This window comes from Burkholderia sp. BCC1047 (genome assembly GCF_902833155.1).
Lineage (GTDB): Bacteria > Pseudomonadota > Gammaproteobacteria > Burkholderiales > Burkholderiaceae > Burkholderia > Burkholderia sola.
In genome coordinates this window covers 113,850-136,373 of record NZ_CADFEH010000010.1, presented here as the reverse complement: position 1 = coordinate 136,373, position 22,524 = coordinate 113,850, and the positions used below count along the sequence as shown (strand labels likewise).

General features: G+C 66.3%; 27 protein-coding genes. 11 read left to right on the top strand and 16 right to left on the bottom strand.

What is annotated here, in order from left to right; translation table 11 throughout:
• Both HWX55_RS13425 and HWX55_RS13420 read left to right on the top strand, forming a co-directional pair.
• Nucleotides 1–1,419, top strand: a complete 1,419-nt coding sequence (locus tag HWX55_RS13425; RefSeq protein WP_175976009.1) for an FAD-binding oxidoreductase — start codon at nt 1–3, stop codon at nt 1,417–1,419.
• A 32-nt stretch (nt 1,420–1,451) separates the two neighbouring features.
• The gene (locus HWX55_RS13420) at nt 1,452–1,694 is read left to right on the top strand and encodes a hypothetical protein (protein ID WP_175976008.1); all 243 of its coding nucleotides are present in this window, start codon (nt 1,452–1,454) and stop codon (nt 1,692–1,694) included.
• Between the two features lie 94 nt (nt 1,695–1,788).
• Here the strand turns inward: HWX55_RS13420 and HWX55_RS13415 are convergent, their stop codons facing one another.
• From HWX55_RS13415 to HWX55_RS13405, 3 genes are read right to left on the bottom strand one after another with little or no spacing between them, the layout of a single operon-like run.
• The gene (locus HWX55_RS13415) at nt 1,789–3,141 is read right to left on the bottom strand and encodes a TRAP transporter large permease (protein WP_006481162.1); all 1,353 of its coding nucleotides are present in this window, start codon (nt 3,139–3,141) and stop codon (nt 1,789–1,791) included.
• 4 nt (nt 3,142–3,145) lie between these two features.
• Nucleotides 3,146–3,724, bottom strand: coding sequence for a TRAP transporter small permease (locus HWX55_RS13410; RefSeq protein WP_175976007.1), 579 nt, complete (start codon nt 3,722–3,724; stop codon nt 3,146–3,148).
• Nucleotides 3,721–4,707: a TRAP transporter substrate-binding protein gene (locus tag HWX55_RS13405; RefSeq protein WP_175976006.1), complete on the bottom strand. Its 987-nt coding sequence runs from the start codon at nt 4,705–4,707 to the stop codon at nt 3,721–3,723. Before HWX55_RS13405 ends, HWX55_RS13410 begins: the two co-directional genes overlap by 4 nt.
• 457 nt (nt 4,708–5,164) lie before the next feature.
• Here HWX55_RS13405 and HWX55_RS13400 point away from each other — a divergent pair, with 457 nt between their 5' ends.
• Nucleotides 5,165–5,359, top strand: a complete 195-nt coding sequence (locus HWX55_RS13400) for a hypothetical protein (protein WP_050013593.1) — start codon at nt 5,165–5,167, stop codon at nt 5,357–5,359.
• A 35-nt stretch (nt 5,360–5,394) separates the two neighbouring features.
• Here HWX55_RS13400 and HWX55_RS13395 read toward each other — a convergent pair whose 3' ends face one another.
• Nucleotides 5,395–6,429, bottom strand: a complete 1,035-nt coding sequence (locus tag HWX55_RS13395; protein ID WP_244140557.1) for a helix-turn-helix transcriptional regulator — start codon at nt 6,427–6,429, stop codon at nt 5,395–5,397.
• Nucleotides 6,430–6,678: 249 nt separating this feature from the next.
• Complete coding sequence (locus tag HWX55_RS13390; protein WP_089490112.1) at nt 6,679–6,930, bottom strand: hypothetical protein; 252 nt, start codon at nt 6,928–6,930, stop codon at nt 6,679–6,681.
• Between the two features lie 276 nt (nt 6,931–7,206).
• Here HWX55_RS13390 and HWX55_RS13385 point away from each other — a divergent pair, with 276 nt between their 5' ends.
• From HWX55_RS13385 to HWX55_RS13375, 3 genes are read left to right on the top strand one after another with little or no spacing between them, the layout of a single operon-like run.
• A complete protein-coding gene (locus HWX55_RS13385; RefSeq protein ID WP_175976004.1) occupies nt 7,207–7,479 on the top strand; it encodes a hypothetical protein in 273 nt (90 codons plus the stop codon).
• The gene (locus tag HWX55_RS13380) at nt 7,476–8,534 is read left to right on the top strand and encodes an NAD-dependent epimerase/dehydratase family protein (protein ID WP_175976003.1); all 1,059 of its coding nucleotides are present in this window, start codon (nt 7,476–7,478) and stop codon (nt 8,532–8,534) included. The genes HWX55_RS13385 and HWX55_RS13380 overlap by 4 nt, the downstream gene beginning before the upstream one ends.
• Entirely contained in the window at nt 8,531–9,520 is a 990-nt protein-coding gene (locus tag HWX55_RS13375) for an AraC family transcriptional regulator (RefSeq protein WP_175976002.1), read from the top strand. Before HWX55_RS13380 ends, HWX55_RS13375 begins: the two co-directional genes overlap by 4 nt.
• 45 nt (nt 9,521–9,565) lie before the next feature.
• Here the strand turns inward: HWX55_RS13375 and HWX55_RS13370 are convergent, their stop codons facing one another.
• Complete coding sequence (locus HWX55_RS13370) at nt 9,566–10,054, bottom strand: RidA family protein (RefSeq protein ID WP_175976001.1); 489 nt, start codon at nt 10,052–10,054, stop codon at nt 9,566–9,568.
• Nucleotides 10,055–10,281: 227 nt separating this feature from the next.
• On the opposite strand from HWX55_RS13370, the gene HWX55_RS13365 reads away from it, so the two are divergent.
• Nucleotides 10,282–10,581: an H-NS histone family protein gene (locus HWX55_RS13365; RefSeq protein ID WP_050013598.1), complete on the top strand. Its 300-nt coding sequence runs from the start codon at nt 10,282–10,284 to the stop codon at nt 10,579–10,581.
• 172 nt (nt 10,582–10,753) lie between these two features.
• Here HWX55_RS13365 and HWX55_RS13360 read toward each other — a convergent pair whose 3' ends face one another.
• Together HWX55_RS13360 and HWX55_RS13355 are read right to left on the bottom strand one after the other, a co-directional pair.
• Nucleotides 10,754–11,086: a cupin domain-containing protein gene (locus HWX55_RS13360; RefSeq protein ID WP_175976000.1), complete on the bottom strand. Its 333-nt coding sequence runs from the start codon at nt 11,084–11,086 to the stop codon at nt 10,754–10,756.
• A 465-nt stretch (nt 11,087–11,551) separates the two neighbouring features.
• Entirely contained in the window at nt 11,552–12,475 is a 924-nt protein-coding gene (locus HWX55_RS13355) for a LysR family transcriptional regulator (RefSeq protein ID WP_175975999.1), read from the bottom strand.
• Nucleotides 12,476–12,542: 67 nt separating this feature from the next.
• On the opposite strand from HWX55_RS13355, the gene HWX55_RS13350 reads away from it, so the two are divergent.
• A complete protein-coding gene (locus tag HWX55_RS13350) occupies nt 12,543–13,160 on the top strand; it encodes a LysE family transporter (RefSeq protein ID WP_175975998.1) in 618 nt (205 codons plus the stop codon).
• Nucleotides 13,161–13,223: 63 nt separating this feature from the next.
• Here HWX55_RS13350 and HWX55_RS13345 read toward each other — a convergent pair whose 3' ends face one another.
• Nucleotides 13,224–13,856, bottom strand: a complete 633-nt coding sequence (locus HWX55_RS13345; protein ID WP_175975997.1) for an NAD(P)H-dependent oxidoreductase — start codon at nt 13,854–13,856, stop codon at nt 13,224–13,226.
• Between the two features lie 132 nt (nt 13,857–13,988).
• On the opposite strand from HWX55_RS13345, the gene HWX55_RS13340 reads away from it, so the two are divergent.
• Nucleotides 13,989–14,867: a LysR substrate-binding domain-containing protein gene (locus tag HWX55_RS13340; RefSeq protein WP_175975996.1), complete on the top strand. Its 879-nt coding sequence runs from the start codon at nt 13,989–13,991 to the stop codon at nt 14,865–14,867.
• Nucleotides 14,868–14,905: 38 nt separating this feature from the next.
• Here HWX55_RS13340 and HWX55_RS13335 read toward each other — a convergent pair whose 3' ends face one another.
• On the bottom strand, nt 14,906–16,156 hold the full coding sequence (locus tag HWX55_RS13335; RefSeq protein ID WP_175975995.1) for a saccharopine dehydrogenase NADP-binding domain-containing protein: 1,251 nt from the start codon (nt 16,154–16,156) through the stop codon (nt 14,906–14,908).
• Nucleotides 16,157–16,199: 43 nt separating this feature from the next.
• Nucleotides 16,200–17,117 carry an acetoacetate decarboxylase family protein gene (locus tag HWX55_RS13330; protein WP_175976057.1) on the bottom strand — a complete coding sequence of 306 codons (918 nt, stop codon included), beginning with the start codon at nt 17,115–17,117 and terminating at the stop codon, nt 16,200–16,202.
• Between the two features lie 265 nt (nt 17,118–17,382).
• Between HWX55_RS13330 and HWX55_RS13325 the strand changes: the two genes are divergently transcribed.
• Complete coding sequence (locus HWX55_RS13325; protein WP_175975994.1) at nt 17,383–17,790, top strand: DUF3224 domain-containing protein; 408 nt, start codon at nt 17,383–17,385, stop codon at nt 17,788–17,790.
• A 9-nt stretch (nt 17,791–17,799) separates the two neighbouring features.
• Here the strand turns inward: HWX55_RS13325 and HWX55_RS13320 are convergent, their stop codons facing one another.
• The 5 genes from HWX55_RS13320 to HWX55_RS13300 all read right to left on the bottom strand — a co-directional run bounded on the left by HWX55_RS13320 (nt 17,800) and on the right by HWX55_RS13300 (nt 21,469).
• Nucleotides 17,800–19,365, bottom strand: coding sequence for a methyl-accepting chemotaxis protein (locus HWX55_RS13320; protein WP_175975993.1), 1,566 nt, complete (start codon nt 19,363–19,365; stop codon nt 17,800–17,802).
• A 190-nt stretch (nt 19,366–19,555) separates the two neighbouring features.
• Nucleotides 19,556–19,723 (bottom strand): glyoxalase, encoded by a 168-nt coding sequence (locus HWX55_RS13315; protein WP_175975992.1) that lies wholly within the window; start codon nt 19,721–19,723, stop codon nt 19,556–19,558.
• Between the two features lie 32 nt (nt 19,724–19,755).
• Nucleotides 19,756–20,601, bottom strand: coding sequence for an MBL fold metallo-hydrolase (locus tag HWX55_RS13310; RefSeq protein ID WP_175975991.1), 846 nt, complete (start codon nt 20,599–20,601; stop codon nt 19,756–19,758).
• 18 nt (nt 20,602–20,619) lie between these two features.
• Nucleotides 20,620–20,946 (bottom strand): hypothetical protein, encoded by a 327-nt coding sequence (locus tag HWX55_RS13305; protein ID WP_175975990.1) that lies wholly within the window; start codon nt 20,944–20,946, stop codon nt 20,620–20,622.
• The gene (locus tag HWX55_RS13300) at nt 20,939–21,469 is read right to left on the bottom strand and encodes a sugar ABC transporter (RefSeq protein WP_175975989.1); all 531 of its coding nucleotides are present in this window, start codon (nt 21,467–21,469) and stop codon (nt 20,939–20,941) included. The genes HWX55_RS13305 and HWX55_RS13300 overlap by 8 nt, the downstream gene beginning before the upstream one ends.
• A 148-nt stretch (nt 21,470–21,617) precedes the next feature.
• On the opposite strand from HWX55_RS13300, the gene HWX55_RS13295 reads away from it, so the two are divergent.
• Nucleotides 21,618–22,511: a LysR substrate-binding domain-containing protein gene (locus tag HWX55_RS13295; protein ID WP_175975988.1), complete on the top strand. Its 894-nt coding sequence runs from the start codon at nt 21,618–21,620 to the stop codon at nt 22,509–22,511.
• The last annotated feature ends 13 nt before the right edge of the window (nt 22,512–22,524 follow it).

The following is a 22,524-nucleotide window of genomic DNA, read 5'->3' as shown; positions in this document are numbered from 1 at the left end:
ATGAACGCGTTGCCCGCACACGCGGCACACGCCGCGCAACGGCAGGCGCTCGCCGCGGCGCTCGGCGACGGCTGGCTCGAAGGCACGGCCTGCGAGCCGTATGCGACCGACGTCATGCAGCACGGCGGCGTGCCGCTCGGCGTCGCGCGGCCGGCATCGACCGCCGACGTGCGCGCGCTCGCCCGCGTCGCCGTCGCGCACCGGATCGCGCTCGTCGCCCAGGGCGCGCGCAGCGGCCTCGTCGGCGCCGCCGTGCCCGATCGCAGCGGCACGCAATGCGTGGTGTCGTTCGAGCGGATGCGCGCCGTTCGCGCGTTCGACCCGGCCAATCGCAGCATCACGGTCGACGCCGGCGTGCGGCTGTCCGACCTCAATCGCGTGGCGGGCGAAGCCGGCCTCTGCGTGCCGCTCGATCTCGGCAGCGATCCGGCGGCCGGCGGCCTCGTCGGCGCGAACGCGGGCGGCAGCCGCCTGGTCAAGTACGGCGACATGCGCCGTCACGTGCTCGGCGTCGAAGTCGTGCTGGCGGACGAAGCCGGCACCGTGATCGATACGCTCGCGCCGCTGCGCAAGCGCAACGCGGGCTTCGACGTCGCGCAATGCTTCATCGGCGCGAATGGCGCGAACGGGCTGGTCACCGCCGTGTCGTTCGCGCTCGCGCCGCTCGAACGGTCGTCGTGCGCGGCGTTCGTCGCGTTCGCGTCGTACGATGGGGCGCTCGCCGGCCTGCTCGCGTTCGAACGCGCATTCGGCGAGATGCTGTCCGCGTTCGAGTTCATGTCGGCGGCGGCGGTCGGTTGCGTCGCGGCGGCGTTTCCGGCATTGCGCGTGCCGTTCGAGCCCGGTGAAGCCGGATGCTACGCGCTCGTCGAAATCGCGACCGGCATGCCGGGGCTCGATGCGCTGCTCGAGGAACGCACGGTCGCGACGCTCGATGCGCTCGCGAACGAACGCGTCGTACTCGACGCGACGTGCGCGCCGGCCGAACGGTTCTGGCGGATTCGCGACGCGCTGCCGGCCGCGGTCGCGCAGGACGGCCTGCCGCTGTCGTTCGACGTGTCGTTTCCGCGCGGCGCGCTGGCCGGATTCGTCGCCGATGCCGAGCAGTGGCTCGCCGCCGCGCATCCGGCGCTGCGCTGTCATGCGTTCGGCCATTTCGGCGACGGCGGCTGCCATCTCGTCGTGTCGATTCCGCCTACCGCGGCGCAACGCTACGGGCCGCTGCAGCAAGTGGCGCTGCGCGGCGCGCTGTACGACCGCGTCGTGCAGGCAGGCGGCTGCTTCAGCGCGGAGCATGGCGTCGGGCCGGTCAATATCGCGTACTACCGCAAGCACGTGCCGGCCGCCCAACGGCAGCTCGCCGGCGCCGTCCAGCACGCGATCGATCCGCTCGGCCTGGTCGGGCGGGTCCGTTACTGATTCGCCGCTTCGCGGCGCCACGGAGATTTCTCATGCTGTTTCGACACCCGCCCGACCGGGGCATCCCGTCCGAACCCGACGCCGCCCCTTCGTCCTCCGGCATCCCGGCCACGCTGCCCGACTCGGGCGTGGTGGTCAACGTGCGGGGCGTCGCCTGCGTGATCCCGTTGCCGCCGCGCGACCATGCGCGCCCGGCGCTATGGCGTGCGCTGGCGGACTGGCGCGACGAACGATCGGCCGATCGCCACGTCGAGCCGGATGGGCGGCAGGATTGAGCAGCCGGCTCGCAACGGGCCGGCAAGCGCGCTTATGCGACCGCGGCGCCGGACACCCTCGGTCGTCCGGCGCCGCAACGGGCGAAGCATGCAATCAGAATACCGCGTGCCCGCTGATCAGGCTCGGCAGCCACGTCGAGAAGAACGGCATGTACGTGACGATGTTGATCGCGCTGAAGATCGCGAGGTAATACGGCCACGCCATCTTCGTCGTCTCGCCGATCGACACGTTGCCGATCGCGCAACCGACGAACTGCACCGACCCGATCGGCGGATGCACGAGGCCGAGCGAGCAGTTCAGCAACAGCATGATCCCGAACTGCACCGGCCCGACGCCGCACGCCATCGCGATCGGCAGGAACAGCGGCGTCGTGATCAGGATGTGCGCGGCCATGTCGACGAACGTGCCGAGGAACACCTGGATGATGTTGATGTACAGCAGCATCAGCCACGGCGCCGCGGTCGACTGCTTCAGCAGCCCTTCGATCGCATCCGGAATCTCCAGGTACGACATCTGGAAGCGCAGCATGTTGGATACCGCGATCAGCAGCAGCACGACGCCCGTCGTGCGCGCCGCATGCGACAGCGCGCGGCGCAGCTTCTCGGCCGTCAGCGTGCGGTAGACCACCGCGGTCAGTACGAGCGAGTACACGACGGCGATCGCGGCCGCTTCGGTCGCGGTGGCGATGCCCTTCGCGACGCACACGAGGATGATCGCGATCACCATCAGCCCGGGCACCGCGCCGACGAAGCTGCGCAGCACCGCATACCAGCCGGGAAACCGCGGCAGCGCGGACGAGCCGTCCTCGCGGCGCGGATAGCCGTGACGCACGGCCTGCCAGTACGCGGCGGCGAGCACGAAGCCCATCACCCACAACACCGGCAGGAGCCCCGAGAACAGCAGGTCGCCGATCGACACGCCGCTCACCGGCTGGCCGTGCAGCATCCCGGTGATGCCCTGCGCGGCGAACGCGTAGATGATCATGTTGGTCGACGTCGGCATCAGCGCGCCGGCGAGCGATGCATGCGTGGTCACGTTGACCGCGTACGCGGCGCTGTAGCCTTCGCGCTTCATCAGCGGAATCACCACGCCGCCCATCGCCGACGTATCGGCGGTCGGCGAGCCCGACACGCCGCCGAACAGCGTGCACGCGACGACGTTCGCCATCCCGAGGCCGCCGCGGAAGTGGCCGACGGTCGCCTGCGCGAAGCGCAGGATCCGGTCCGCGATGCCGCCATGCAGCATCAGTTCGCCGGAGAAGATGAAGAACGGCACCGCAAGAAACGAGAACGCGTTCATCCCCGAGATCATCGCCTGCATCGCAGTCGCGATCGGCAGGCCTTCGACCATGTAGGTCAGCACGCACGCAATGCCGAGCGCGAACGACACGGGCACGCCGAGCACGAGGAATATCAGAAAACTGACGGACAGGATCGCGAGTTCCATGGCGTTATTGTCCCGACGAAGAACGACGAAGCGCGAGCAGGTGCTCGAGCGAGAAGAAGATGATCGCAACCGCCGCGGGCATCGTGATCAGGTAGCGCACGCCTTCGGGCAGCCCGATGATCGGGATGCGGTCGCCCATCGTCTCGGCGGCCATGCTGCCGCAGCCGATCATGATCATGATCGCGAACGCGATCAGGCTCAGGTGCTGGATCGCGATGACGACCGTGCGCGCCTTCGGCGACAGCCGGCGCACCAGCGAATCGAGGCCGATGTGGCCGCCGTCGCGCACCTTCATCGCGGCGCCGAACATCGCGATCACGATCACGAGCAGCAGCGCGATCGGCTCGACGAAATCCGGCGCGTTCTCGAACACGTAGCGCATCACGACCGCGTAGAACACCAGCACCGTGAGCACCGCGAGGCACGCGGACGCGATCACGGCGAGCACGCGGAACAGCACGTCGTTCACGCAGCGCAGCACCGGCGCGGCCGCGCGCGGCCGGCACGGCGTCGCGCCGTCGGCGGCGGCCGCGTCTGGCGAGCCCACGGTCGCGGCGCCATTCAGCGAAGTGCGACGCGTCACTTGGTGGCCTCGATCTCGTCGACGATCTGCTTCATCTGCGGCGTCTTTTCATACTTGGTCCACAGCGGCTGCATCGCCTTCACGAACGCCGCGCGGTCGATCTGCGCGGCCGGCAGGATCTTCGCGCCGCCCTTCGTCACCAGCTGCTGCGCGGACGCCTCGCGTGCGGTCCACAGCTTCTGGTAGTACGGCACCGAATCGGCCGCCGCCTTCCGGATCGCCGCCTGCTCCTGCGGCGACAGCGTGTCCCAGATCTTCTTCGAGAACACCAGCACTTCAGGCGTCATCGCGTGCTGCGTTTCCGAGTAATCGGGCGCCACTTCGTAGTGCTTGGTTTCCTCGTACGACGGCAGGTTGTTTTCCGCCGCATCGACGAGGCCCGTCTTCAGGCCCGTGTATACCTCGGCGAACGGCATCGGCGTCGGCGTGCCGCCCATCGCGCGGATCTCGTCGACCATCAGGTCCGACGGTTGCACGCGCACCTTCAGCCCCTTCATGTCGGCCGGCGAGCGCACCGGGCGCTTCGCGTAGATCGATCGCGCGCCGCTCTCGTAGAACGTCAGCGCGATCATCCCCTTCGCGGTAAATGCATCGAGGATCTTCTGGCCGACCGGGCCGTACATCGCCTTGCGGAAATGGTCGACGTCGCGGAACAGGAACGGGAACGACGGGATCAGCGATTCCGGCACGATCTCGTTGAACGACGCGCCGTTCACGCGCGCCATGTCGATCGCGCCGATCCGCACCTGGTCGACCGTGTCCTTCTCGGAGCCGAGCGCGCTGTTGCCGAACACCTTGATCGAATCCTTGCCGCCCGTCTGCTTCGACAACGCGTCGCCCATGAACTTCACGGCCATGTTGGTCGGGAAATTGTCGCCGTGGACGTCCGCCGAGCGGAACACACGCGCCTGCGCGGACAGCGCGAAGCCAGCCATCAAGGCGACGGCCAGGGCGGTACGGGAGCCGGTGAATCGGTGCTTCATGGTGAGTCTCCTGGATGGTCGATCGTTGTTGTGCGGCGATCCGGCGGCCCGCGCGGACTTCGCCGACGCGCTTCCCCGAACCGCAGAGTCATACGTCGTATGACGTGTTGGGCAAATGTACGTCGGTTAATCGTTTAACTCACTTGGTGCATACCCCTAGAACGGCTTTCATCAAGGGCTTACGAGGTGATCCGAGAGCTGGATGCTCCGTTTTCGTACTTTTTCGCGAAACGTTTTCCGGAAATGCGCCGGCGCGCAGATTGGCCGTCGACGTCGCAGTTTTCACCTGCCTGACGGCCTTCTTTCGCTGCATTGATTGTCGTTGTAGGATGACTGACTACAATGTTGCCGCGCCGCCGCGATAACCCGCGTGATCGATCCGTCGTCGACGGGCGCGCCGCCTGACAGGCACGCGCGATGCGCGCCGCCACCGCGTGAAACGCGAAAGGAGCCAGTCATGTCGATCACGAAGCGATCAGCGCCGCCCGACCCGGCTACCCCGCCGAACGCCGGCGACGAAGGCCCTGCCGACGCGCCGGGCATCGGCGAGGACACGTGCCGCGTCTGCCGCGGCACCGGCATGGTGGAGGGACAGGCGTGCACCGTCTGCGGCGGGACCGGCAAGATACTGCAGGGAATCGGCGGCGGATAGGTCAAAACGCGGGCGCGCCCGCCCGCATCGATCGCTCAGGTCTGCATGACCAGCGACGTCAGTTGCGCGGCGCGCGCCACGTCCGTCTTCGTGTAGATCGACTTGATCTGCGCGCGGACCGTGCCGATCGACACGCCGCGCAGCGCCGCGCATTCCTGCGGCGAGCGCCCGTCGCAGCACAGCAGCACGGCGAGATCGGCTTCCGCCGACGACAGCCCGTAGAACACCCGCAAGCGCTGCGCGCGCGCCGACGGCGAACGCAGGTCGGCGGCCGTCATCAGCGCCGCGACGCCGGGCCGTTCGCGCGCGAGGCGCGACTGTTCGGGAACGGGGATCAACGCGAGCGGCAGCGGCTCGCCGGTCGCACGACGCAGCAGCAGCCCGCCGCGTGCGAATGCATGCCGCCATTGCGCATCGTCGACGCAGCCTTCCGGCGCGAAACGGCCGTTGACGATCCGCAGCGCCGGTTCGGCGGCGATCAGCTGATCGGCCGCGCAGTTCGTATAGCGCAGCTCGCGCTGCGGGCCGAGCAGGAATACCGGCACGGGCACCGCGTCGAGCGCCGATTCCGCGGCGGCCACGCGCGCTTCGAGCTCGCCGATGCGTGCGTGGATGCGCAGTGCACGGCTGATGTGAGCGCCCATGATTTCGATGGTGCGGCGCTGCTCGTCGGACAGCCCTTGCGATTCGAGGCCGCTCTGTACGCTGAGAAAAGCGCTGGCGCCCTCGCCGCGATGGATGTACAGGCCCGAGATGCTGCCAAGCCCGAACGGCTGCAGGAATTCCCGATAGAACACGCCATGTGTGCGCTGCCGCACCGACAGGTGCCTGACGTCCTCGAACCAGCGCCCTGCCTGCCAGTCGGCGGCAACCGGCACGACCGGGTCGTACAGGTAGAACTCGGTGTTGTAGCGGCGGTGGCACGCGGCGACCCATGACGGATCGTCGCCGGCCGCCCGCTCGATCGCCGGCAGCCGCGCCGCGTCGTCGAACGACAGCAGCGTCGCCATGCGCACGCCGACGGACAAACGCAGCCCGTCCAGCACCGCTTCCCATCGTTGATCGCCCAACGCCGCAGCGTAGACGTCATCGATCCATGCCGATGGAACCACCCCGTTCATCTGCATCTGGCCACCCCGTGCCGTGCGTTTTTATCGAACGCCGTTCGGGCATCTTACTCAATCGGCCTCATTGTTCAAATTGCCGATGCAGGTTTGATCGAAATACCACGCTTATTACCGGTTCTCGTCAGACGTAACGATCGTCTTCGACCGGGCGACGCGACCGGAATGCGTTTGGCCGCCGGTCCGACGAGGCACTTACTTCATCGCGGTGAACCGCGCTTCCATCTCGTCGATCTTCGCGAGCACCGCTTCGCTCAGCTTTCTGACGTGACGCGGCACGTCGGGCGTCGACAGCAGTTCCTCGATACGTCCGCGCCAGTATCTCGGATGCCGGACGCGCCCCGCGCCCGACATCGACACATCGACGACGGCCGTCTCGCTGTCCAGCAGCGCCACCATTCTCTGGATGTGAGAGAGCTCACGTTCCACATAGTCTCGTGCGAGCATATCGATTGAAATTCCCCGAAATACGACATCAGGCCTTCCGTCACCCACGCGCGATCGTCCGCGGCGCCGACGACGCACCGCGTACGTTGCGCATCAGCGTACGCGCCGATCGTGTCAATCGATTGTGCGGACGCACGCAGCGATCGACAAAGCAACGACAGGCCTGTCCGATTGTCCTGGCGACATCCGGTCGCGATGCCCCGTTGACCATCGTAGGCGCACCGTTCGGCGCCGGCATCCCCAAAACTGGGGATGCCGGTTGATATGGGTCAGACGATGACTTCCGAAAAGGACGGGGTAAAAGCGGCCGGCTGGCGCGGCGGTTGGTTGCGCAGCAACACGACGGCGAGCATTCCGGCGAAGCGTGCGCTTTCACGTCTGACGAATCGGCCGCAGGCAGCGACGTGCGGCTTCGTCGCACGCCTTGCGATGTTCCAGTCTCGCGCCGCCTGTCGCCCCCTGCATGTCGATTGGCGCGCTTTGCGAGTGAAGTGGCGCGCAAATGGCGGCATCATGGCGCATCCCCTCTGCAACGGAATCCCTTCATGAATATCGATACCGACCTCCCCGTCATGGTCACCGGCGCGACCGGGTACGTCGCGGGCTGGCTCGTGCAGCGGCTGCTCGAAGCCGGCCTGACGGTCCATGCGGCCGTCCGCGACCCCGACAGCCCGGACAAGCTCGAGCACCTCCAGCGCATCGCGGCCGGCAAGCCCGGCACGATCCGCTATTTCCGCGCGGACCTGCTCGAACCCGGGTCGTACGCGGACGCGATGGCGGGTTGCGGGACCGTGTTCCACACCGCGTCGCCGTTCACCGTCACCGTTCGCGATCCGCAGAAGGAGCTGGTCGATCCGGCGCTGCTCGGCACGCGCAATGTGCTCGAGACGGCAAACCGCACGCCGTCGGTGCGGCGCGTCGTGCTGACCAGCAGTTGTGCGGCGATCTACGGCGACAACGCCGATCTCGCCGCGACGCCCGATGGTGTGTTCACCGAAGCGATCTGGAACACCAGCTCGTCGCTGACCCATCAGCCCTATTCGTATTCGAAGACCGTTGCCGAGCGCGAAGCGTGGAAGATTGCCCGCCAGCAGCAACGCTGGGATCTCGTGACCATCAATCCGTCGCTCGTGATCGGGCCGGGCATCAATCCGTACGCGACGTCGGAGAGCTTCGAGATCGTGCGGCAAATGGGCAACGGCACGATGAAGGCCGGCGTGCCGAATCTCGGCCTGGGCGCGGTCGATGTCCGCGACGTCGCCGACGCGCATCTGCGCGCGGCGTTTCTGCCGAACGCCAGCGGCCGCTACATCGTGTCGGCACACGACACGAACCTGCCGGCGATGGCCGCCACGCTGCTGGAGCGGTATGGCGCCGACTATCCGATTCCGCGGCGCATCCTGCCGAAATGGCTGGTGTGGCTGGTCGGCCCGCTCGCGAACAAGAGCGTGACGCGCCGCATGATCGCGCGCAACGTCGGGCTGCCCTGGCGCGCGGACAACAGCCGCAGCCGCAACGAACTGGGCATCCGCTATCGCCCGCTCGCCGAATCGATGAACGACTTCTTTCAGCAGCTCGTCGAAACCGGGCAATTGCGGCGATGAACCGCTTCGCGATTTCGCCGGGCTGGCAGGTCGTGATGGTCGACCTCGGCCTGCGCGTCGACGAACTGCTGCGGCGCGCGCAGTTGCCCGCCGATCTGTTCACGCGGCCGGAAAACGGGCTGACGACCCGCGAGTACTTCCGTCTGTGGCGCGCGATGGAGGACATGGCGAATACGCCGGCCGTCGCGCTGCGCATCCTCGATCTGCTCTCCGTCGAGACCTTCGATCCGCCGCTGTTCGCCGCGTTGTGCAGCCCGAACCTGGAGATCGCGCTCCGGCGCATCGGCCAGTTCAAGCCGCTGATCGGCCCGGTCCGGTTGCGCGTGTCGCACGAGGCCGACGCGCTGACTCTCGCCGTCGATTTCCTCGAGCGCGACATCCCGCCGCCCGGCATGCTGGTCGCGGCCGAACTCGGCTTCTTCGTGAAACTCGCGCGGCTGGCGACCCGCACCGAGCTGTCGGCGCGCGCCGTCACGCTGCCGCGCGACGTCAGCCCCCATCCCGGCTATGCGCGCTTTTTCGGCGTGACGCCGCAGTACGGCGATGCGCCGTCCGTGAGCGTGGCGCTGCAGGATGCGCGACGTCCGTTCGTGACCGCGAACCACGCGATGTGGCAGATTTTCGAACCCGACCTGCGCCGCCGCCTCGACGCGCTGTCGGCCGAGGCCGGCATCGTCGAGCGAGTGCGCGCGGCGCTGCTCGAATTGATTCCGGGCGGGCTCGCCACCGCGGACGGCGTCGCGCAAACGCTTGCGATCAGCAAGCGGACGCTGCAGCGGCGGCTCGGCGACGAAGGCGCGAACTTCAAAACCCTGCTGGCGGAAGTCCGCGAGAAGCTCGCGTGGCATTACCTCGATCGCTCGGACCTGCCCTACAGTCAGATCGCGTTCCTGCTCGGCTACCAGGATCCGAATTCGTTCTTCCGTGCATTCAACGAATGGACCGGAATGACGCCCGACGCCGCCCGCTCGCGCACGGCGCACTGATCGATACAACGCGGGCCGCTGTCCCGTCGCCGCAGCTATCCCGAATCAACCGGTGGCGCCGCCGCGAGTCAGCCCGAAAATGAAATCGGCTTCGACCGACGCGCCCTTCGGCAATTGCAGCACGCCGACCGACGAACGCGTATGGACGCCGGCGTCGCCGAGCACCGCGACCAGCACGTCCGACGCGCCGTCGGCCACTTCGCTTTGCATCGTGAAGCCGGGCGCGCTTCGCACGTACACGGTCATGCGCGGCACCGTTGCGATCGCATCGAGCGTGCCGCACTGCTTACGGATCAGCGCCAGCGCGCGCAGCGCGGAAATGCCGGCCGCGCGGCGGCCGTCTTCGAGCGAAACGGACTCGCCGACGATGCCGACGAAATGCACGACTTCCCCGATTCGCGGCACCTGGCCGGCAATGTAGGCGGTGCTTCCGTCGATCACGACCGGCGTGTACTTTCCGCCGATCCTGATCGTTTCGTCCGGATCGAATCCGAATTCGGCTGCGACCTGTTTCAGCTTTTCATCCCTGTTCATCAGTGAATTCCCCAATCCTTCTGAAAAAAGATAAAGAATAATTGAGTCTCCGAAGCTTGTCCCGCACGAGAAGATCGGACGCAAACGATCCCGCCGAGCCACTTCTCAGGTGTTCGAAGCAGTCATCCATTGCGATATCGACAATGGAATTCGTAGTCGGAGCAATTTTCTTCGTCATTTCCGGTTGAAACCGCTATCATGTATGGACACAACCTGAAGAGTGATATATGGCAACTTACAAGGAACTGAAAGCCCAAATGGATGCTTTGGCCGAGAAAGCCGAAGCAGCGCGCGCCGCTGAATTCCAGGCGATCGTCGACGACATCCGCACCAAAGTCGCGGAATACGGCATTACCGAAAAAGACATTTTCGGTACGCGCCGCGGTCGGCCGGCCAAACAGGCGGGCGCCCCCGTGCAGGCCAAGTATCGCGATCCGAAGACCGGGGCCACCTGGTCGGGCCGCGGTCGCGCGCCCGCATGGATCAAGGATGCGAAGAATCGCAATCGATTCCTGATCCAGGAATAAGATTCCCCGCATGGGCCGGCGCGTGATTCAACACGCTGCCCGGCAAGTTGGGCATTGATTGGGGCATCGATACCGGCGGTATTCCATGGCCGCTCCGGTAGACGAGGTTTTGCCCGATCGGCGTGTCGTGCACGGATTGATCCACCGACCGTGCCGCACGCCCATCCTTTCTTCAGCGTTCGTAATAGATCGCAAGCCAGACGGTTTGCAATTCGTCATGCGTCCATGCGACACGATGACGGCAATGCGGGTCGATCAGTACGTAATCTCCGGCGCGCATATCGAGCCGCGTCGCATTCTTTTCGAATTCGAGCACGGCCGCGCCGGATAACAGCACGACCCATTCGGCCCGCGGGTCGTCATACCAGAACCCGGCCGGGCTCGCATGCCCCATCGACACGATTCGCTCGACGTTCACGCGCGAGTTCTCGACGAGCATGTCGATTCGCTCGTCGCCGCCGCGCCGCCCTTCGACGCTGAATAAATTACCGGTTTGAAGTTGCATGGCTTCGCCTCGTCGTTGACCTTCGGGTAAAGGATGCAGATTTAAACGCGACGGGGAAATAGTCGCTGCAGCCTGACGTCGCCCAGGTTTGCGCGTGCATCGTTAAAAACCGTATCAAAAAAGATGAAGAATGACGGCGACTTCATCGGCGCAGATTCGTTGCGGCGGTAAAGCGCGCATCGGCATTCTTTTAGCGACGCGCGCGCGCCGGGACACGTCATTTTGATAAAAGCCGGTCGACATCCTGCCGCCCTATGCAGCGTCGGGCCAGGGCCTGTTCACGCTAATGGCGGGCTTGCGAACGCGTCTCCGCCAACGCATTTTCCGTTCGCTGGCTGGCATGAGCAAGCATCGGCAAGACCATGCATTCTCTATTTCGATTCGAGATGGCGTCTGCCCCATCAGCGACAATATCGTCTTGGGCGTCGATATCGATAACGAGCGTCGACGAAGTACCGGCCCCCGTCAAACCCGTCCCCTCAACCACCCCAACAACGCCGCCTGCGCACTCCCGTCCGCCACCGGCGCCGGCGTCAACAGGTAGTAATCCGATCCATCCTCGACGAACCCCATCGGCGCAACCAGCACACCGCTTTCGATATCGTCTCGCACCAGGTGCCACGGCCCGATCGCCACGCCGAGCCCCGCGACGGCCGCTTGCAGACTGAAATAGAAGTGATCGAACTTCTGCCCGCGCCCGTTCACGGCCGGCTGATTCGCCGCCCCCGCCCACGCGTTCCATGCGTCCGGCCGGGTCCGCGTATGCAGTAGCGCAGCGTCGGGCTTCAACGTGCGGCCGCCGCGCCGCGACGCAAACCACGCACCGACCTTGTCCGGCCGGCAAACCGGCCCGATCCGTTCGGCAAACAGATGCTCGGCGTGATATCCCGCCGGCCACGCGAAATCGTTGCGACGAATCGCCATGTCGACCCCGCTGTCGAACGAGAACGGCCCGCCCGCGGCGGCCAGATGGATATCGACGCCCGCGTGCCGCGCCTGGAAATCCGGCCAGCGCGGGATCAGCCAGCGCATCAGGAGCGTCGGCTCGCACGACAGCACCGAACGCCGCGCACGGGCGGCGTCGGCGCGCAACGCGTGGGCGGCGTGACGCATCAGGCCCAGGCCGTCATGGACGGCCTGGGCGAGTGTGCGGCCCGCTTCGGTCAGGAACACGCGACGGCTGCGCCGCTCGAACAGCGCCACGCCCAGATCGTCCTCGAGCAAGCGCACCGCGCGGCTGACCGCGCCATGGGTCACGCACAGCTCGTCGGCCGCGCGACTGAAATGCTCGTGACGCGCCGCGGCCTCGAAACAGCGCAGCGCCATCAGCGACGGCAGGTTCGTCCGAATCGATTGTGATTCAGACTCACCATTCTGGTCAGAAATCATCGTTTTTCCTGATGAAGCACGATCGATACGATTGTGCCATCAACCTATCCTTCGCAGGAACAACGCCATGACCGAACTGATAGTCGTAGTCACCATCACGCTGCTCGCCGTCGTCAGCCCGGGGCCGGACTTCGCGATGGTCACGCGCAACAGCCTGATGCTGTCGCGTCGTTCCGGCGTGCTCACCGCATGCGGGATCGGGCTCGGCGTGACGGTCCACGTGAGCTACACGCTACTGGGCGTCGGGCTCCTGATCCGTCAGTCGCTGTGGCTCTTCGATGCCGTCAAGCTGATCGGCGCGATCTACCTGGTCTACCTCGGTGCAAGGATGCTCATGACGAAAGCCGGCAGCGTGCAAGCCGACACGAGCGTCGCGCCGCTGTCCGATCTCGCCGCGCTGCGCACGGGCTTCCTGACCAATGCGCTGAACCCCAAAACCACGGTGTTCATCGTCAGCCTGTTCATGCAGGCAGTCCGGCCCGACACGCCGTTGATCGTGCAGATCGGCTACGGCGCATTCATCGCGGCCGCCCATGCCGGCTGGTTCAGCCTCGTGGCGATCTGTTTCTCGGCCACGGCGGTCCGCGATCGCCTGCTGTCGCTGCGGCACTGGATCGATCGCACGTTCGGATGCCTGCTGGTGGGCTTCGGCGTCGCACTCGCCGTCGCACGCGGCGGGCGCTGACGCCCGACTCGCGCCGGATGCGCAGCGCCGGGCGCCAAGCGCCGGGTGCCCGCGCCAGCAACGTCAGAACGTCGGTGCGATCGCTCGTGCTTCGTCGATCGCCCGGCTCCGGTCAACCTGCCCGTCCGGGCCGAACAACGTGCGTTCGACGACGATCCCCGTGATGTCCGTCACGCCCACGAACTTGAGCCACGTTTCCATGTATGGACGCTGCAGATCGAATTCGGCGGCCGGCGTAAACGACCCCGGCGACTGGTAGGCGAGCCCGCGTGCGTAGACCACCGCCGCCTTTTTCCCGGCGAGCTTGCCGGTGAAACCCGTTCCGTCGAACGTGAACAACACATCCTTCTGCGAGATCACGTCGATCAAATGCTTGAGCTTGTACGGAATGCTGAAATTCCACAGCGGCACGCCGAACAGGAACTTGTCCGCTTCGTGGAACGGCGCCGCGAGCCGCTCGATCTGCCGCCACGCCGCCGCCTGCTCCGGCGTCAACGCGGTGCCGTTCAGTCCGGCATATTTCGCGGCCAGCGCGGCGCCGTCGAATTCGGGCATCGGCAGATCCCAGATGTCGAGCTTGCGGATCTCGTGATCGGGATGAGCCTGCCGGTACGCGTCGAGAAATGCACTGCACACCTCGATGGACGCCGAATAGGCCTTGTTGGGTGAGCCTTCGATATAGAGCACGCGTGTCATGGCGCCGGTCCTTGCCAAGAGTGACGACGGCGCGCCGGATGCGCGCGCGCCCACTTCGCTTCGAAGCCTATCGGGTCGGCCTATAATCCGGAAACGATATTAATTGATCGAATTAACCCGGGTTGGTGATAAATGAATGCTCCCCTCGACACGGCACTGCTTCATACATTCGTTGCGGTTGCCGACGTGCGCAGCTTCACCGGCGCCGGGCGTCGGCTGAACCTCAGCCAGTCCGCGGTCAGCGCGCAAATCCTTCGTCTCGAGGAACAGGTCGGCCAGGCGCTGCTCGTGCGCAACACGCGCAGCGTCACGCTCACCGGGCATGGCGAGACGCTGCTCGGCTACGCGCGCGCGATGCTCAATCTGAGCGAGGAAGCGCGGGCCAGGCTGGGAACGGGTGATGCCACCGACGTCAAGCTGCGGATCGGCGTGTCGGAGGACTTTGCAGGCGGCTGGCTGCCGGACCTGATGCGCCGCCATGGCGCCGCGCGGCGTGGCCTGCGGCTGGATCTGGTCGTCGACATCGGCGACAGCCTGTTCCGGCGGCACGCCAACGGCGAATTCGATCTCGTGATCGGCAGCCGGTGCGCGCACGCGGGCCACGGCGCGACGTTGTGGCACGAGCCGCTCGTCTGGGCGTTCGCGCGCCACGAGCCGCTTCCGGAAGGCGACGTGCCGCTCGCGTGTTTCCCCGATCCGTGCCCGTACCGCGGCGCCGCCATCACGGCGCTCGCGCTGGCCGGCATGCGCTACCGGATCGCGTGCGAAAGCCCCAGCGTGACCGGCATCCGCACCTTCGCACGCGCCGGCATCGCGATCGCGCCGGTGCCGCGCAGCGCGATCGACGACACGCTTCGCGAACTGGGGTTGCCCGAAGGCTTGCCGGAACTGCCGGAGATGGAATTCGTGATGATGCACGACGCGCGGATGCCGGCGGCCGTCGAATTCGCGGCGACGATTCTGGACGAAACCGCTGCTCGCACGGGCGCGGGCAAGCGCAACCGGGTGTAGCGGTAGCGCCCGCGAGCGATCGCCGGCGGGGACTCCGTTCAAATCACCTCGAAACGCAACCCTGCATGGCGCACCAGACGCTCGATATAGCGTTCGTCGAACATCGTCGCGGGCGTCCAGAAACCGCCGCCGCGTCCGGTCTTCACGCCGTCGCGGCTGCAATCGAGTGCGAGACCGATCGCGGCCTGGCCGAGCATCTTGCCGGTGGAGCCATAGCCCGGATCGCGATCGCCGGTGACTTTCACACGCAAGGTTCGGCCGTCGTCGGTGCGGCCGAAGAAGCGCAAATCGTAGCGACCGGCCTGCTGGGCCTCGACGCTCGGCCCTTCGCCGGGTTTCGGCAGCAGGAAGCGCTCCATCAGGCCGCGCACCGGCCCGATGAGGACGCCGACCATGAATGCACCGAGGCCCGCCACCATCGTCAGCGCGGTCATGCGCCCCTTCAGGCCCGTGCCTGTCATCACGGCTTCGTCATAGGTAAAGCGGCTGCCGTACGCATGGCCGGACAGCGCATTGGAGCGATGCACGACGCGCTCGTTGATCGCCGCCATCACGAACGGCGCGATCCACGCATCGCAGTCGCGATCGAATTCGGCGGATCGAACCGCATGCTGCCGCACGGTGAAACCATGCCGTTGCGGGCACAACGAATAAGGATCGAGCAGTTCGCGGCGCAATGCCGGGTCGGCAGCCGCTTCGCGCACCACGTTGATCACACTGGCCACGGTGCCGCCCGACGCGCCGCCCTTCAGCGTTTTCACGCGCATCTTCACGTGAGCGGCCGGCACGCCCCACTGCCGCCGCGCCTGTTGCTGCAGGAAGAACACGCCCATGTCGGACGGCACCGAATCGAAGCCGCAGCAATGCACGATGCGCGCGCCCGATTGGCGGGCCGCTGGCTCGTACTTGTCGATCATCCGCTTGATCCACTGCGTTTCGCCGGTGAGATCGCAATAGTCGGTGCCGGTCTGCGCGCAGACCCGGACCAGCGGCTCGCCGTACAGCGCATAGGGGCCGACCGTGGACACCACCACCCGCGTTTGCGCGCACAGCGCCCGGAGTTGCGTCTCGTCGGCCGCGTCGGCGACGATGATCGGCACCGCCTGCGCGGCCGCGCCGAGCGTATCCCTGACCTGCCTGAGCTTCGCGTCGGATCGTCCCGCGATCGCCCAGCGCAGCGTTTCGCCCGCACCGGTGTCCGACAGATAGTCGGACAGATAGCGGGCCAGGATCTGCCCGACGAAACTGGTGGCGCCGAATACGACGAGATCGTAGGTCGGTTGCGGCATGGACGACTCCTTCGGTGCGCGCACATCGCACGCATCCGTATCGTTAGCGTGGCTTTCCGGGTTCATCGAAGGCCGTCAACGGCGTCGGCAGATTGAGCACCAGTTGCGCATCCTTGACCACGTCGAGACGCATGATTGTGGATGCGCCGAGCCCGTCGAGCAACTGGCTGAGCGGCCCACCGTGCCGCACGAGCTCGACGTTGCGCGGCAACAGGCGCTGCGCGAACGACAGCATGTTGGTCTGCACCGATGCCTGATGCCATGCGCCGTCGATGCGGTTGACCATCGTCGTCGTGCCCATGTGCGATTGCGACGGCACGCTGGTCAGCACCGGCATCGGCACGCTCAGGCTCAGATCCGGCCGGCCGCCCGGGCCCGCCACACGCGCGCGCGCCGTGGCGCCGATGCTCACGTCGATATCCGCGAGCCACTTGGGCAGCTGATAGCCGTGCACGCCGCGCACCCGCGCGATTTCCGTCGTGACCGGCAGCGCGAGCACGTGCGCGAAGAAACTCCGGCGCCGCATCGAGTCGATCAGCTCGAGCGCGTGCGAGCCTTTCGCGCCGGGCCGGCGGATCACCACCGCGACCGATACTTCGTCATACGGATCGTTGTCGCACACCGCGTACGAAAAGAACGTCAGCGCAACGAGCCCGTATCCGGGCAGCGCCCGCAGCGGTTCGAGCGGAACCGGCAGCATGGTGCGAAGGCGTTCGAGCGGCGCCAGAAACAGCAGCTGAATGCTGCTGGAACGATAGTAAAAGTTCGGCGCCCACGTCGGGCCCACCCGCGACATCACCTGACGCTTCGGAATCCGCCGGAAAAAATCGATGTTCCCCGCGGCGGGATCGTGCGCCACCGCATCCAGGTCCGGATTCATGCGGAACCGGTCGTAGTACCCGCCCTCGGGCACGTCGACCGTGTGCGGCCCGAATTCGACCTGTGTAAAACGCCTGTCCATGTTCGTTGTCTCCCGTCGATGGTCGACCAGTGACAGGCGAGATACGAAGCCTGCCGATTCACTGTCGTCGGCAAGCACTCTAAGCTTCAAGTCAACTTCAAGGTCAAGGCGACGAGTAGAGGAACATGTCGGACTACGGCGGCGCACTTTTCAAGTCGGTCCTTTCGCGTATCAAACAGGACGATCATCGCGCATATGGACGATCAGCCACCGTCGGCAGCGTTGGCTTATAGTGCCGCTTGCCCATTCAACGAAGAGAACAGTCATGAAACTGCAGGCCCGCGGTCCATTCGAAGTGAAGCTGAATCCGGAACCCCTGAGTCCCGTCGCGGAACACAGCGGGCTCGGCCGCATGTCGCTGGACAAGCATTTTCACGGCGATCTGGAAGCCGTCAGCCAGGGCGAAATGCTCGCGTTTCGCAGCAGCGTTCAGGGTTCGGCCGGCTACGTCGCGATGGAAACCGTCAAAGGCGTGCTCGGCGGACGCAAGGGCAGCTTCGTGCTGCAGCACAGCTCCACCATGACGCGCGGGCAGCCGACGCAGTCGATCACGGTCGTGCCCGATTCCGGCACGGACGAATTGCTGGGCCTCTCCGGCGCGATGCTCATCGACATCGACAACGGCCAGCATGCGTACCGCTTCGAGTACACGCTGCCGGACGCACCGCAATAAGCGTACACGTCACGCGAGCGCCGCTTCGTGCAACCGGAACTGCGCGACCGCCGCGCTCAGCCGCGCGCCCTGTTCGTCGAGCGACAGCGCCGCGGCCGCCGCCTCCTCGACCAGCGCGGCATTGCGCTGCATCGTCTGCTCCATCTGGATCACCGCGGCGTTCACCTGCTCGATGCCCGACGACTGCTCGTCGAATGCCTGGCTGGTTTCGCCCATGATCGCGTTGACGCGCTCGACCGCCGCGACGAGCTCGGCCATCGCCGAGCCGGCCCGTGCGACGAGGCCGCTGCCGTCTTCGACGCGTCGCGCGGAATGACCGATCAGCTCGCGAATTTCCTTCGCCGCCGCGGCACAGCGCTGGGCGAGCCCGCGCACCTCGGTCGCGACGACCGCGAAACCGCGCCCCTGCTCGCCCGCGCGCGCGGCTTCGACGGCGGCGTTCAGCGCGAGGATGTTCGTCTGGAACGCGATGCTCTCGATCACGCCGACGATGCCGGAGATGCGCGTGGAGCTGGTCGAAATTTCCGACATCGTCTCGACGACGCGCTGCATCGCTTCGCCGCCGCGCGACGCGATGCCGGCCGCGCCCTCGACGTACGTGCGCGCATCGCGCGCGTTGTCCGCGTTCTGGCGCACGGCCGCCGTCAGCTGCTCGACGCTCGCGGCCGCCTGCTGCAGCGACACGGCCTGCTGCTCAGTGCGCGTCGACAAATCGACGTTGCCGCTTGCGATCGTGCGCACGTCGCCGACGATCGTCTCGGTGCTCGCGCGCACCTGGCTCACGGTATCGACGAGGCCGTCCTGCATCCGCTTCAGCGCATTCAGCAGATACGCCATCTCATTGTCGCCCGGGACGACGACCGCGCCGGTCAGGTCGCCCTTCGAGATTTTCTCGAACTGGTCGACCGCGAGGTTGATCGGCTCGATGATCGCCTTCGCGAGCACGCGCTGCGCCACGAACCCGACGACGAGCGCCAGCGCCGCGACCGCGCCCATCCCCCACACGATCCGGTGGAAATTGACGCCGGCCGCCTCGTAGCGCGCCTTCTGGCGCGTGACCTGGAACGCTTCGAGCGCATCGATCGCCGCCTGGTACGCGGCGAACAACGCAGGCGGCGCCGTGCGCTGCGTATCGAGGAAGTTGAACGCGTCGTCGCCGTCGAGCTGCGACAGCGCCTTCAGGAACACGCGGTCGAGCAGCGCGCGACGGCGGTTCTGCAGCGTGTCGAACAGCGCCTGCTCGCTGGCGTCGCGCGCGTGCAGACGCGTGTACGCGTCCAGTTCGTCGTTGCTCTGCTTGAGCAGCGCGTGAAGTTGCGCGACTTCGTCCTTCGCGGACTGGCCGGCGCTGATGATCTGCGCGACGTCGCTCATGCGTTCGCGCAGCACCAGCATTCGCTCGGAGCTGGTCTTCAGGTGCAGCAGCGACGCGGTGTCGTCGCGGTACATCGCCTCGAGCGAGCCGTTGCCGACGTAGAGCGCCGCGATGCAGGCGCCGACCACCAGCACGAGCAGCACGGTATAGCCGGCGATGGTCGCGACGAGGCCACCACGGATAGTGAGTTGTTTTCGCATGACGTTCCCTTGAGCCGGCCGAGCATGGCCAGCGGCGGATGTGAATTCCGGAACACGAACGACGCGCGCCATCACGCAGTACGCGGCGCGGGGGCTGCGAACGGGTTAACGGCGCGGGGAACGGGCGGCTTTTATCCGGAAGCGACGCGAATCTTGACGATTGCGACAGGGGAAGGAGGAAGCAGCGCGGCTACCGGCCGCCGCCGAGCCTGGAGCGAACCTCGGCGGCCGACAGGTCGCGCTGGTGCGTGGCGATCTGCCAAACGTTTCCACGCGTGTCCTGCGCTGTCGCCCGCCGGTTGCCGTAACGCATGTCGGCCGGCGCTTCCAGCGGATCGCCACCGTCGCGGGTGCCCATCGACAGACCCTTACGGAAACGCCGGCATCGCGTCACGCGTCGGTCTCGTAAAACAGCCCGTATTCGCCGTTCGTTCGCCTGATTCGCGCGAACCCGGGCTCGCCCAGATGCATGCCGGCGATCAGCAGCCCTTCCGCGCTGACCCGATCCAGCAGCCGCGAACGCGTGGTCGCCGCCTGCGACGCATCCTGGTCGAACGCAATCGACACATCCGGCCGCTTGATCTGGATATGCGGAAAATGCACGATATCGCCCCACACGAGCAGGCCCTGATCGCCGGATTCGAGCACATAGCCGGTATGTCCGTCGGTATGCCCGGGTAGCGGTATGGCAGCGATTCCGGGCAGCACCTCGCCTTCGTCGAAGGTCCGCAGCGCGTCGCCGTAAGCATCGAATGCGTGACGCGCGATCCGGAAATTGCCGCGCGCGCGCTCGCTGGCGCGGCTCAGGTTGCCGTCGTCGCGCCAGAATTCGACTTCGCGTCGATGCGCGACCAGTTCCGCATTCGGAAACGCCGCGTGTCCGGCCGCATTCACCAGCCCGCCGACGTGGTCGGGATGGGCGTGGGTGAGCAGCACGGTATCGATCGCGGCAGGATCGATACCGGCGAGCCGCAAATTGCCGGGCAGGCAGCCACCCCATTCCTTGATGCCGCCCGCTCCGGCGTCGATGAGAATCGTGCGGCCCGCGCCGCGCACCACGTAGCAGTTGATATGCACGGCGGACGGCTGCTGCTGGCCGGCCGCGCGCTGCATCCCGGCAGCGTCGGTCGCGTCGATATTCGACAGGAAATCGAGGCTGGCCGTGAGGTAGCCGTCGCTGATCGCGGTGATCGTGAAATCGCCGACACGCCGGCCGGGAAACGTAACGTTGGACATCATGCTTCTCCGCAGCGGCTAGTTTCGGGCGTGAAGGTCCGGCGCGGCATGGCCGAAGCAACGGATGCGCGCCGTCAGCCCCGTGCGGCGAACGATTGCGCGATCCAGCGCTTCCATGAACGCGTTCATCACCGCGGGCGGGCGAGACGACGCCACGCGATAGCGGATTTCCGCGAAAACGGGATGCCCGCAGCCGTGCCGGACCGCCACGTAAATAACGTGGACGTTCGTCCGTTCCGCCTGAAGGACCTCCGTACAGAGTTCGATGCAGTCGCCGGACAGTTCGGCGAGGCTTGCGTCAGGCGGCATGCGTTCCGCATCGATATGGAAAGTCAAGTTAGGCATCGCGGGCGGCCTTCGTCAGTTGCGCCGTCATCGGTGCGTACAGATCAAGGTCGGCCGGCACGTTCCCGGCAAGCGGCGCATCGCTGCGCCGCAGGACCGCGAGCCAGCGGCGCGCCGGACACTGCTCCAGTGCGACGGCCTGCATGGCCAGCGGCTTGAGGCCCAGTTCGATCAGCGAGTCGGGTCCGCTGGCGCTCAGCACGAGCAGTTCGTCGGCATTGACCGCCGGCGCACGACCGATATCGCTATAGAGGTTGCGGTGCCAGTCGGTGATGTGCCGCTGCCACCGCGCGAAATTACCGCCGCCCTTCTGCCGATATTCATCGCCGGTCAGTACGTCGAGGCCGTCGATCGTGTGAACGGCCAGATAGACGGGGCAACCGTCGCTGATCGCGCTGAAACGCTGCGACGTGTGAAAACCGGCCACCGAGATGAGGGCCGGCAGCTTGTCGAAGCTGTAGAAGTCGTTCCATTCGGCTTCGCTGGCCCGGTCGGCGAAGCTGCATTCCACGGTGTAGATCATCGGCTTGTCCTTCGTTTCGAATGCGGGATATTCAGTGCAGTGACGTAATGCTAATCTGCGGTTTCCCGTATAAATATCGACTTAAAGTCAGCCTTCAGTGATATTTGATCAAGCTGACGGTTGAACGACTCCGACCGGCGAGACCCCGATGCGACGCAAGATCCCGAGCAATTCCGCGCTCCTGGCCTTCGAGGCCGCGGCCCGACACGGCAGCTTCGCCCGCGCCGCCGACGAGCTGGCGCGCACCGAGGGCGCGGTCAGTCGCCAGATCGGCCGGCTCGAGGCGTTCCTTGGCGTGACGCTGTTCGAGCGCGTCGGCAACCGCGTGCGGCTGGCGCCCAACGGCACGCGATACGCGGTACAGGTGCGCGAGATTCTGGATCGGCTCGAACGGGACAGCCTGTATCTGATGGGGCAGCCCGTCGAAGGCGCGAGCATCGACATCGCCGCGATTCCGACCTTCGCGACCCGCTGGCTGATCCCGCGGCTGAAGCGCTTTCAGGCGCGCCATCCGAACGTCACCGTGCATATCGCCGAACGGATGGAGCCGTTCCTGCTGGCCGGCAGCGGGTTCGACGCGGCCATTCATTTCGCGCACCCGGCCTGGGCCGGCATGCATCTGCATCCGCTGCTGGAAGAGGTGCTGGTGCCCGTCTGCAGTCCGGCGCTCCTCGAAGGCGTTGGCGCCAATCCGTCGCTGGATGCGCTGCCGCGCCTTCACCGGCGGCAGAATCCGGATGCGTGGCAGCTCTATGCGCAGGAGACCGGCATCGTGCTGACCAATTCGGCGGTCGGCCCGCGATACGATCTGCATTCGATGCTGATCGAGGCCGCGCTGGCCGGCCTCGGCGTCGCGCTGGTGCCGCGCCTTTACATCGGGGCCGAGCTTGAACAAGGGCGCCTGGTCGCGCCCTGGCCGGACGGCAAAGCGGTGACGAAAAACTTCTGCCTCGTGCTGCCCGAACCGATCGAATTGAGCGCGGCGCCGGTGCGAGCGTTTGCGGCGTGGGTGCTTGACGAGGCGCGGGGTTCGGTGCGTTGATGCCACACCGGCC

Excerpts from the sequence above, each read along its gene's own strand:
- HWX55_RS13425 (WP_175976009.1), top strand. The coding sequence starts at position 1 with ATGAACGCGTTGCCCGCACACGCGGCACACGCCGCGCAACGGCAGGCG.
- HWX55_RS13420 (WP_175976008.1), top strand. The coding sequence starts at position 1,452 with ATGCTGTTTCGACACCCGCCCGACCGGGGCATCCCGTCCGAACCCGAC.
- HWX55_RS13415 (WP_006481162.1), bottom strand. The coding sequence starts at position 3,141 with ATGGAACTCGCGATCCTGTCCGTCAGTTTTCTGATATTCCTCGTGCTC.
- HWX55_RS13405 (WP_175976006.1), bottom strand. The coding sequence starts at position 4,707 with ATGAAGCACCGATTCACCGGCTCCCGTACCGCCCTGGCCGTCGCCTTG.
- HWX55_RS13400 (WP_050013593.1), top strand. The coding sequence starts at position 5,165 with ATGTCGATCACGAAGCGATCAGCGCCGCCCGACCCGGCTACCCCGCCG.
- HWX55_RS13390 (WP_089490112.1), bottom strand. The coding sequence starts at position 6,930 with ATGCTCGCACGAGACTATGTGGAACGTGAGCTCTCTCACATCCAGAGA.
- HWX55_RS13385 (WP_175976004.1), top strand. The coding sequence starts at position 7,207 with ATGACTTCCGAAAAGGACGGGGTAAAAGCGGCCGGCTGGCGCGGCGGT.
- HWX55_RS13380 (WP_175976003.1), top strand. The coding sequence starts at position 7,476 with ATGAATATCGATACCGACCTCCCCGTCATGGTCACCGGCGCGACCGGG.
- HWX55_RS13375 (WP_175976002.1), top strand. The coding sequence starts at position 8,531 with ATGAACCGCTTCGCGATTTCGCCGGGCTGGCAGGTCGTGATGGTCGAC.
- HWX55_RS13370 (WP_175976001.1), bottom strand. The coding sequence starts at position 10,054 with ATGAACAGGGATGAAAAGCTGAAACAGGTCGCAGCCGAATTCGGATTC.
- HWX55_RS13365 (WP_050013598.1), top strand. The coding sequence starts at position 10,282 with ATGGCAACTTACAAGGAACTGAAAGCCCAAATGGATGCTTTGGCCGAG.
- HWX55_RS13360 (WP_175976000.1), bottom strand. The coding sequence starts at position 11,086 with ATGCAACTTCAAACCGGTAATTTATTCAGCGTCGAAGGGCGGCGCGGC.
- HWX55_RS13355 (WP_175975999.1), bottom strand. The coding sequence starts at position 12,475 with ATGATTTCTGACCAGAATGGTGAGTCTGAATCACAATCGATTCGGACG.
- HWX55_RS13350 (WP_175975998.1), top strand. The coding sequence starts at position 12,543 with ATGACCGAACTGATAGTCGTAGTCACCATCACGCTGCTCGCCGTCGTC.
- HWX55_RS13345 (WP_175975997.1), bottom strand. The coding sequence starts at position 13,856 with ATGACACGCGTGCTCTATATCGAAGGCTCACCCAACAAGGCCTATTCG.
- HWX55_RS13340 (WP_175975996.1), top strand. The coding sequence starts at position 13,989 with ATGAATGCTCCCCTCGACACGGCACTGCTTCATACATTCGTTGCGGTT.
- HWX55_RS13335 (WP_175975995.1), bottom strand. The coding sequence starts at position 16,156 with ATGCCGCAACCGACCTACGATCTCGTCGTATTCGGCGCCACCAGTTTC.
- HWX55_RS13330 (WP_175976057.1), bottom strand. The coding sequence starts at position 17,117 with ATGGACAGGCGTTTTACACAGGTCGAATTCGGGCCGCACACGGTCGAC.
- HWX55_RS13325 (WP_175975994.1), top strand. The coding sequence starts at position 17,383 with ATGAAACTGCAGGCCCGCGGTCCATTCGAAGTGAAGCTGAATCCGGAA.
- HWX55_RS13320 (WP_175975993.1), bottom strand. The coding sequence starts at position 19,365 with ATGCGAAAACAACTCACTATCCGTGGTGGCCTCGTCGCGACCATCGCC.
- HWX55_RS13315 (WP_175975992.1), bottom strand. The coding sequence starts at position 19,723 with ATGGGCACCCGCGACGGTGGCGATCCGCTGGAAGCGCCGGCCGACATG.
- HWX55_RS13310 (WP_175975991.1), bottom strand. The coding sequence starts at position 20,601 with ATGTCCAACGTTACGTTTCCCGGCCGGCGTGTCGGCGATTTCACGATC.
- HWX55_RS13305 (WP_175975990.1), bottom strand. The coding sequence starts at position 20,946 with ATGCCTAACTTGACTTTCCATATCGATGCGGAACGCATGCCGCCTGAC.
- HWX55_RS13300 (WP_175975989.1), bottom strand. The coding sequence starts at position 21,469 with ATGATCTACACCGTGGAATGCAGCTTCGCCGACCGGGCCAGCGAAGCC.
- HWX55_RS13295 (WP_175975988.1), top strand. The coding sequence starts at position 21,618 with ATGCGACGCAAGATCCCGAGCAATTCCGCGCTCCTGGCCTTCGAGGCC.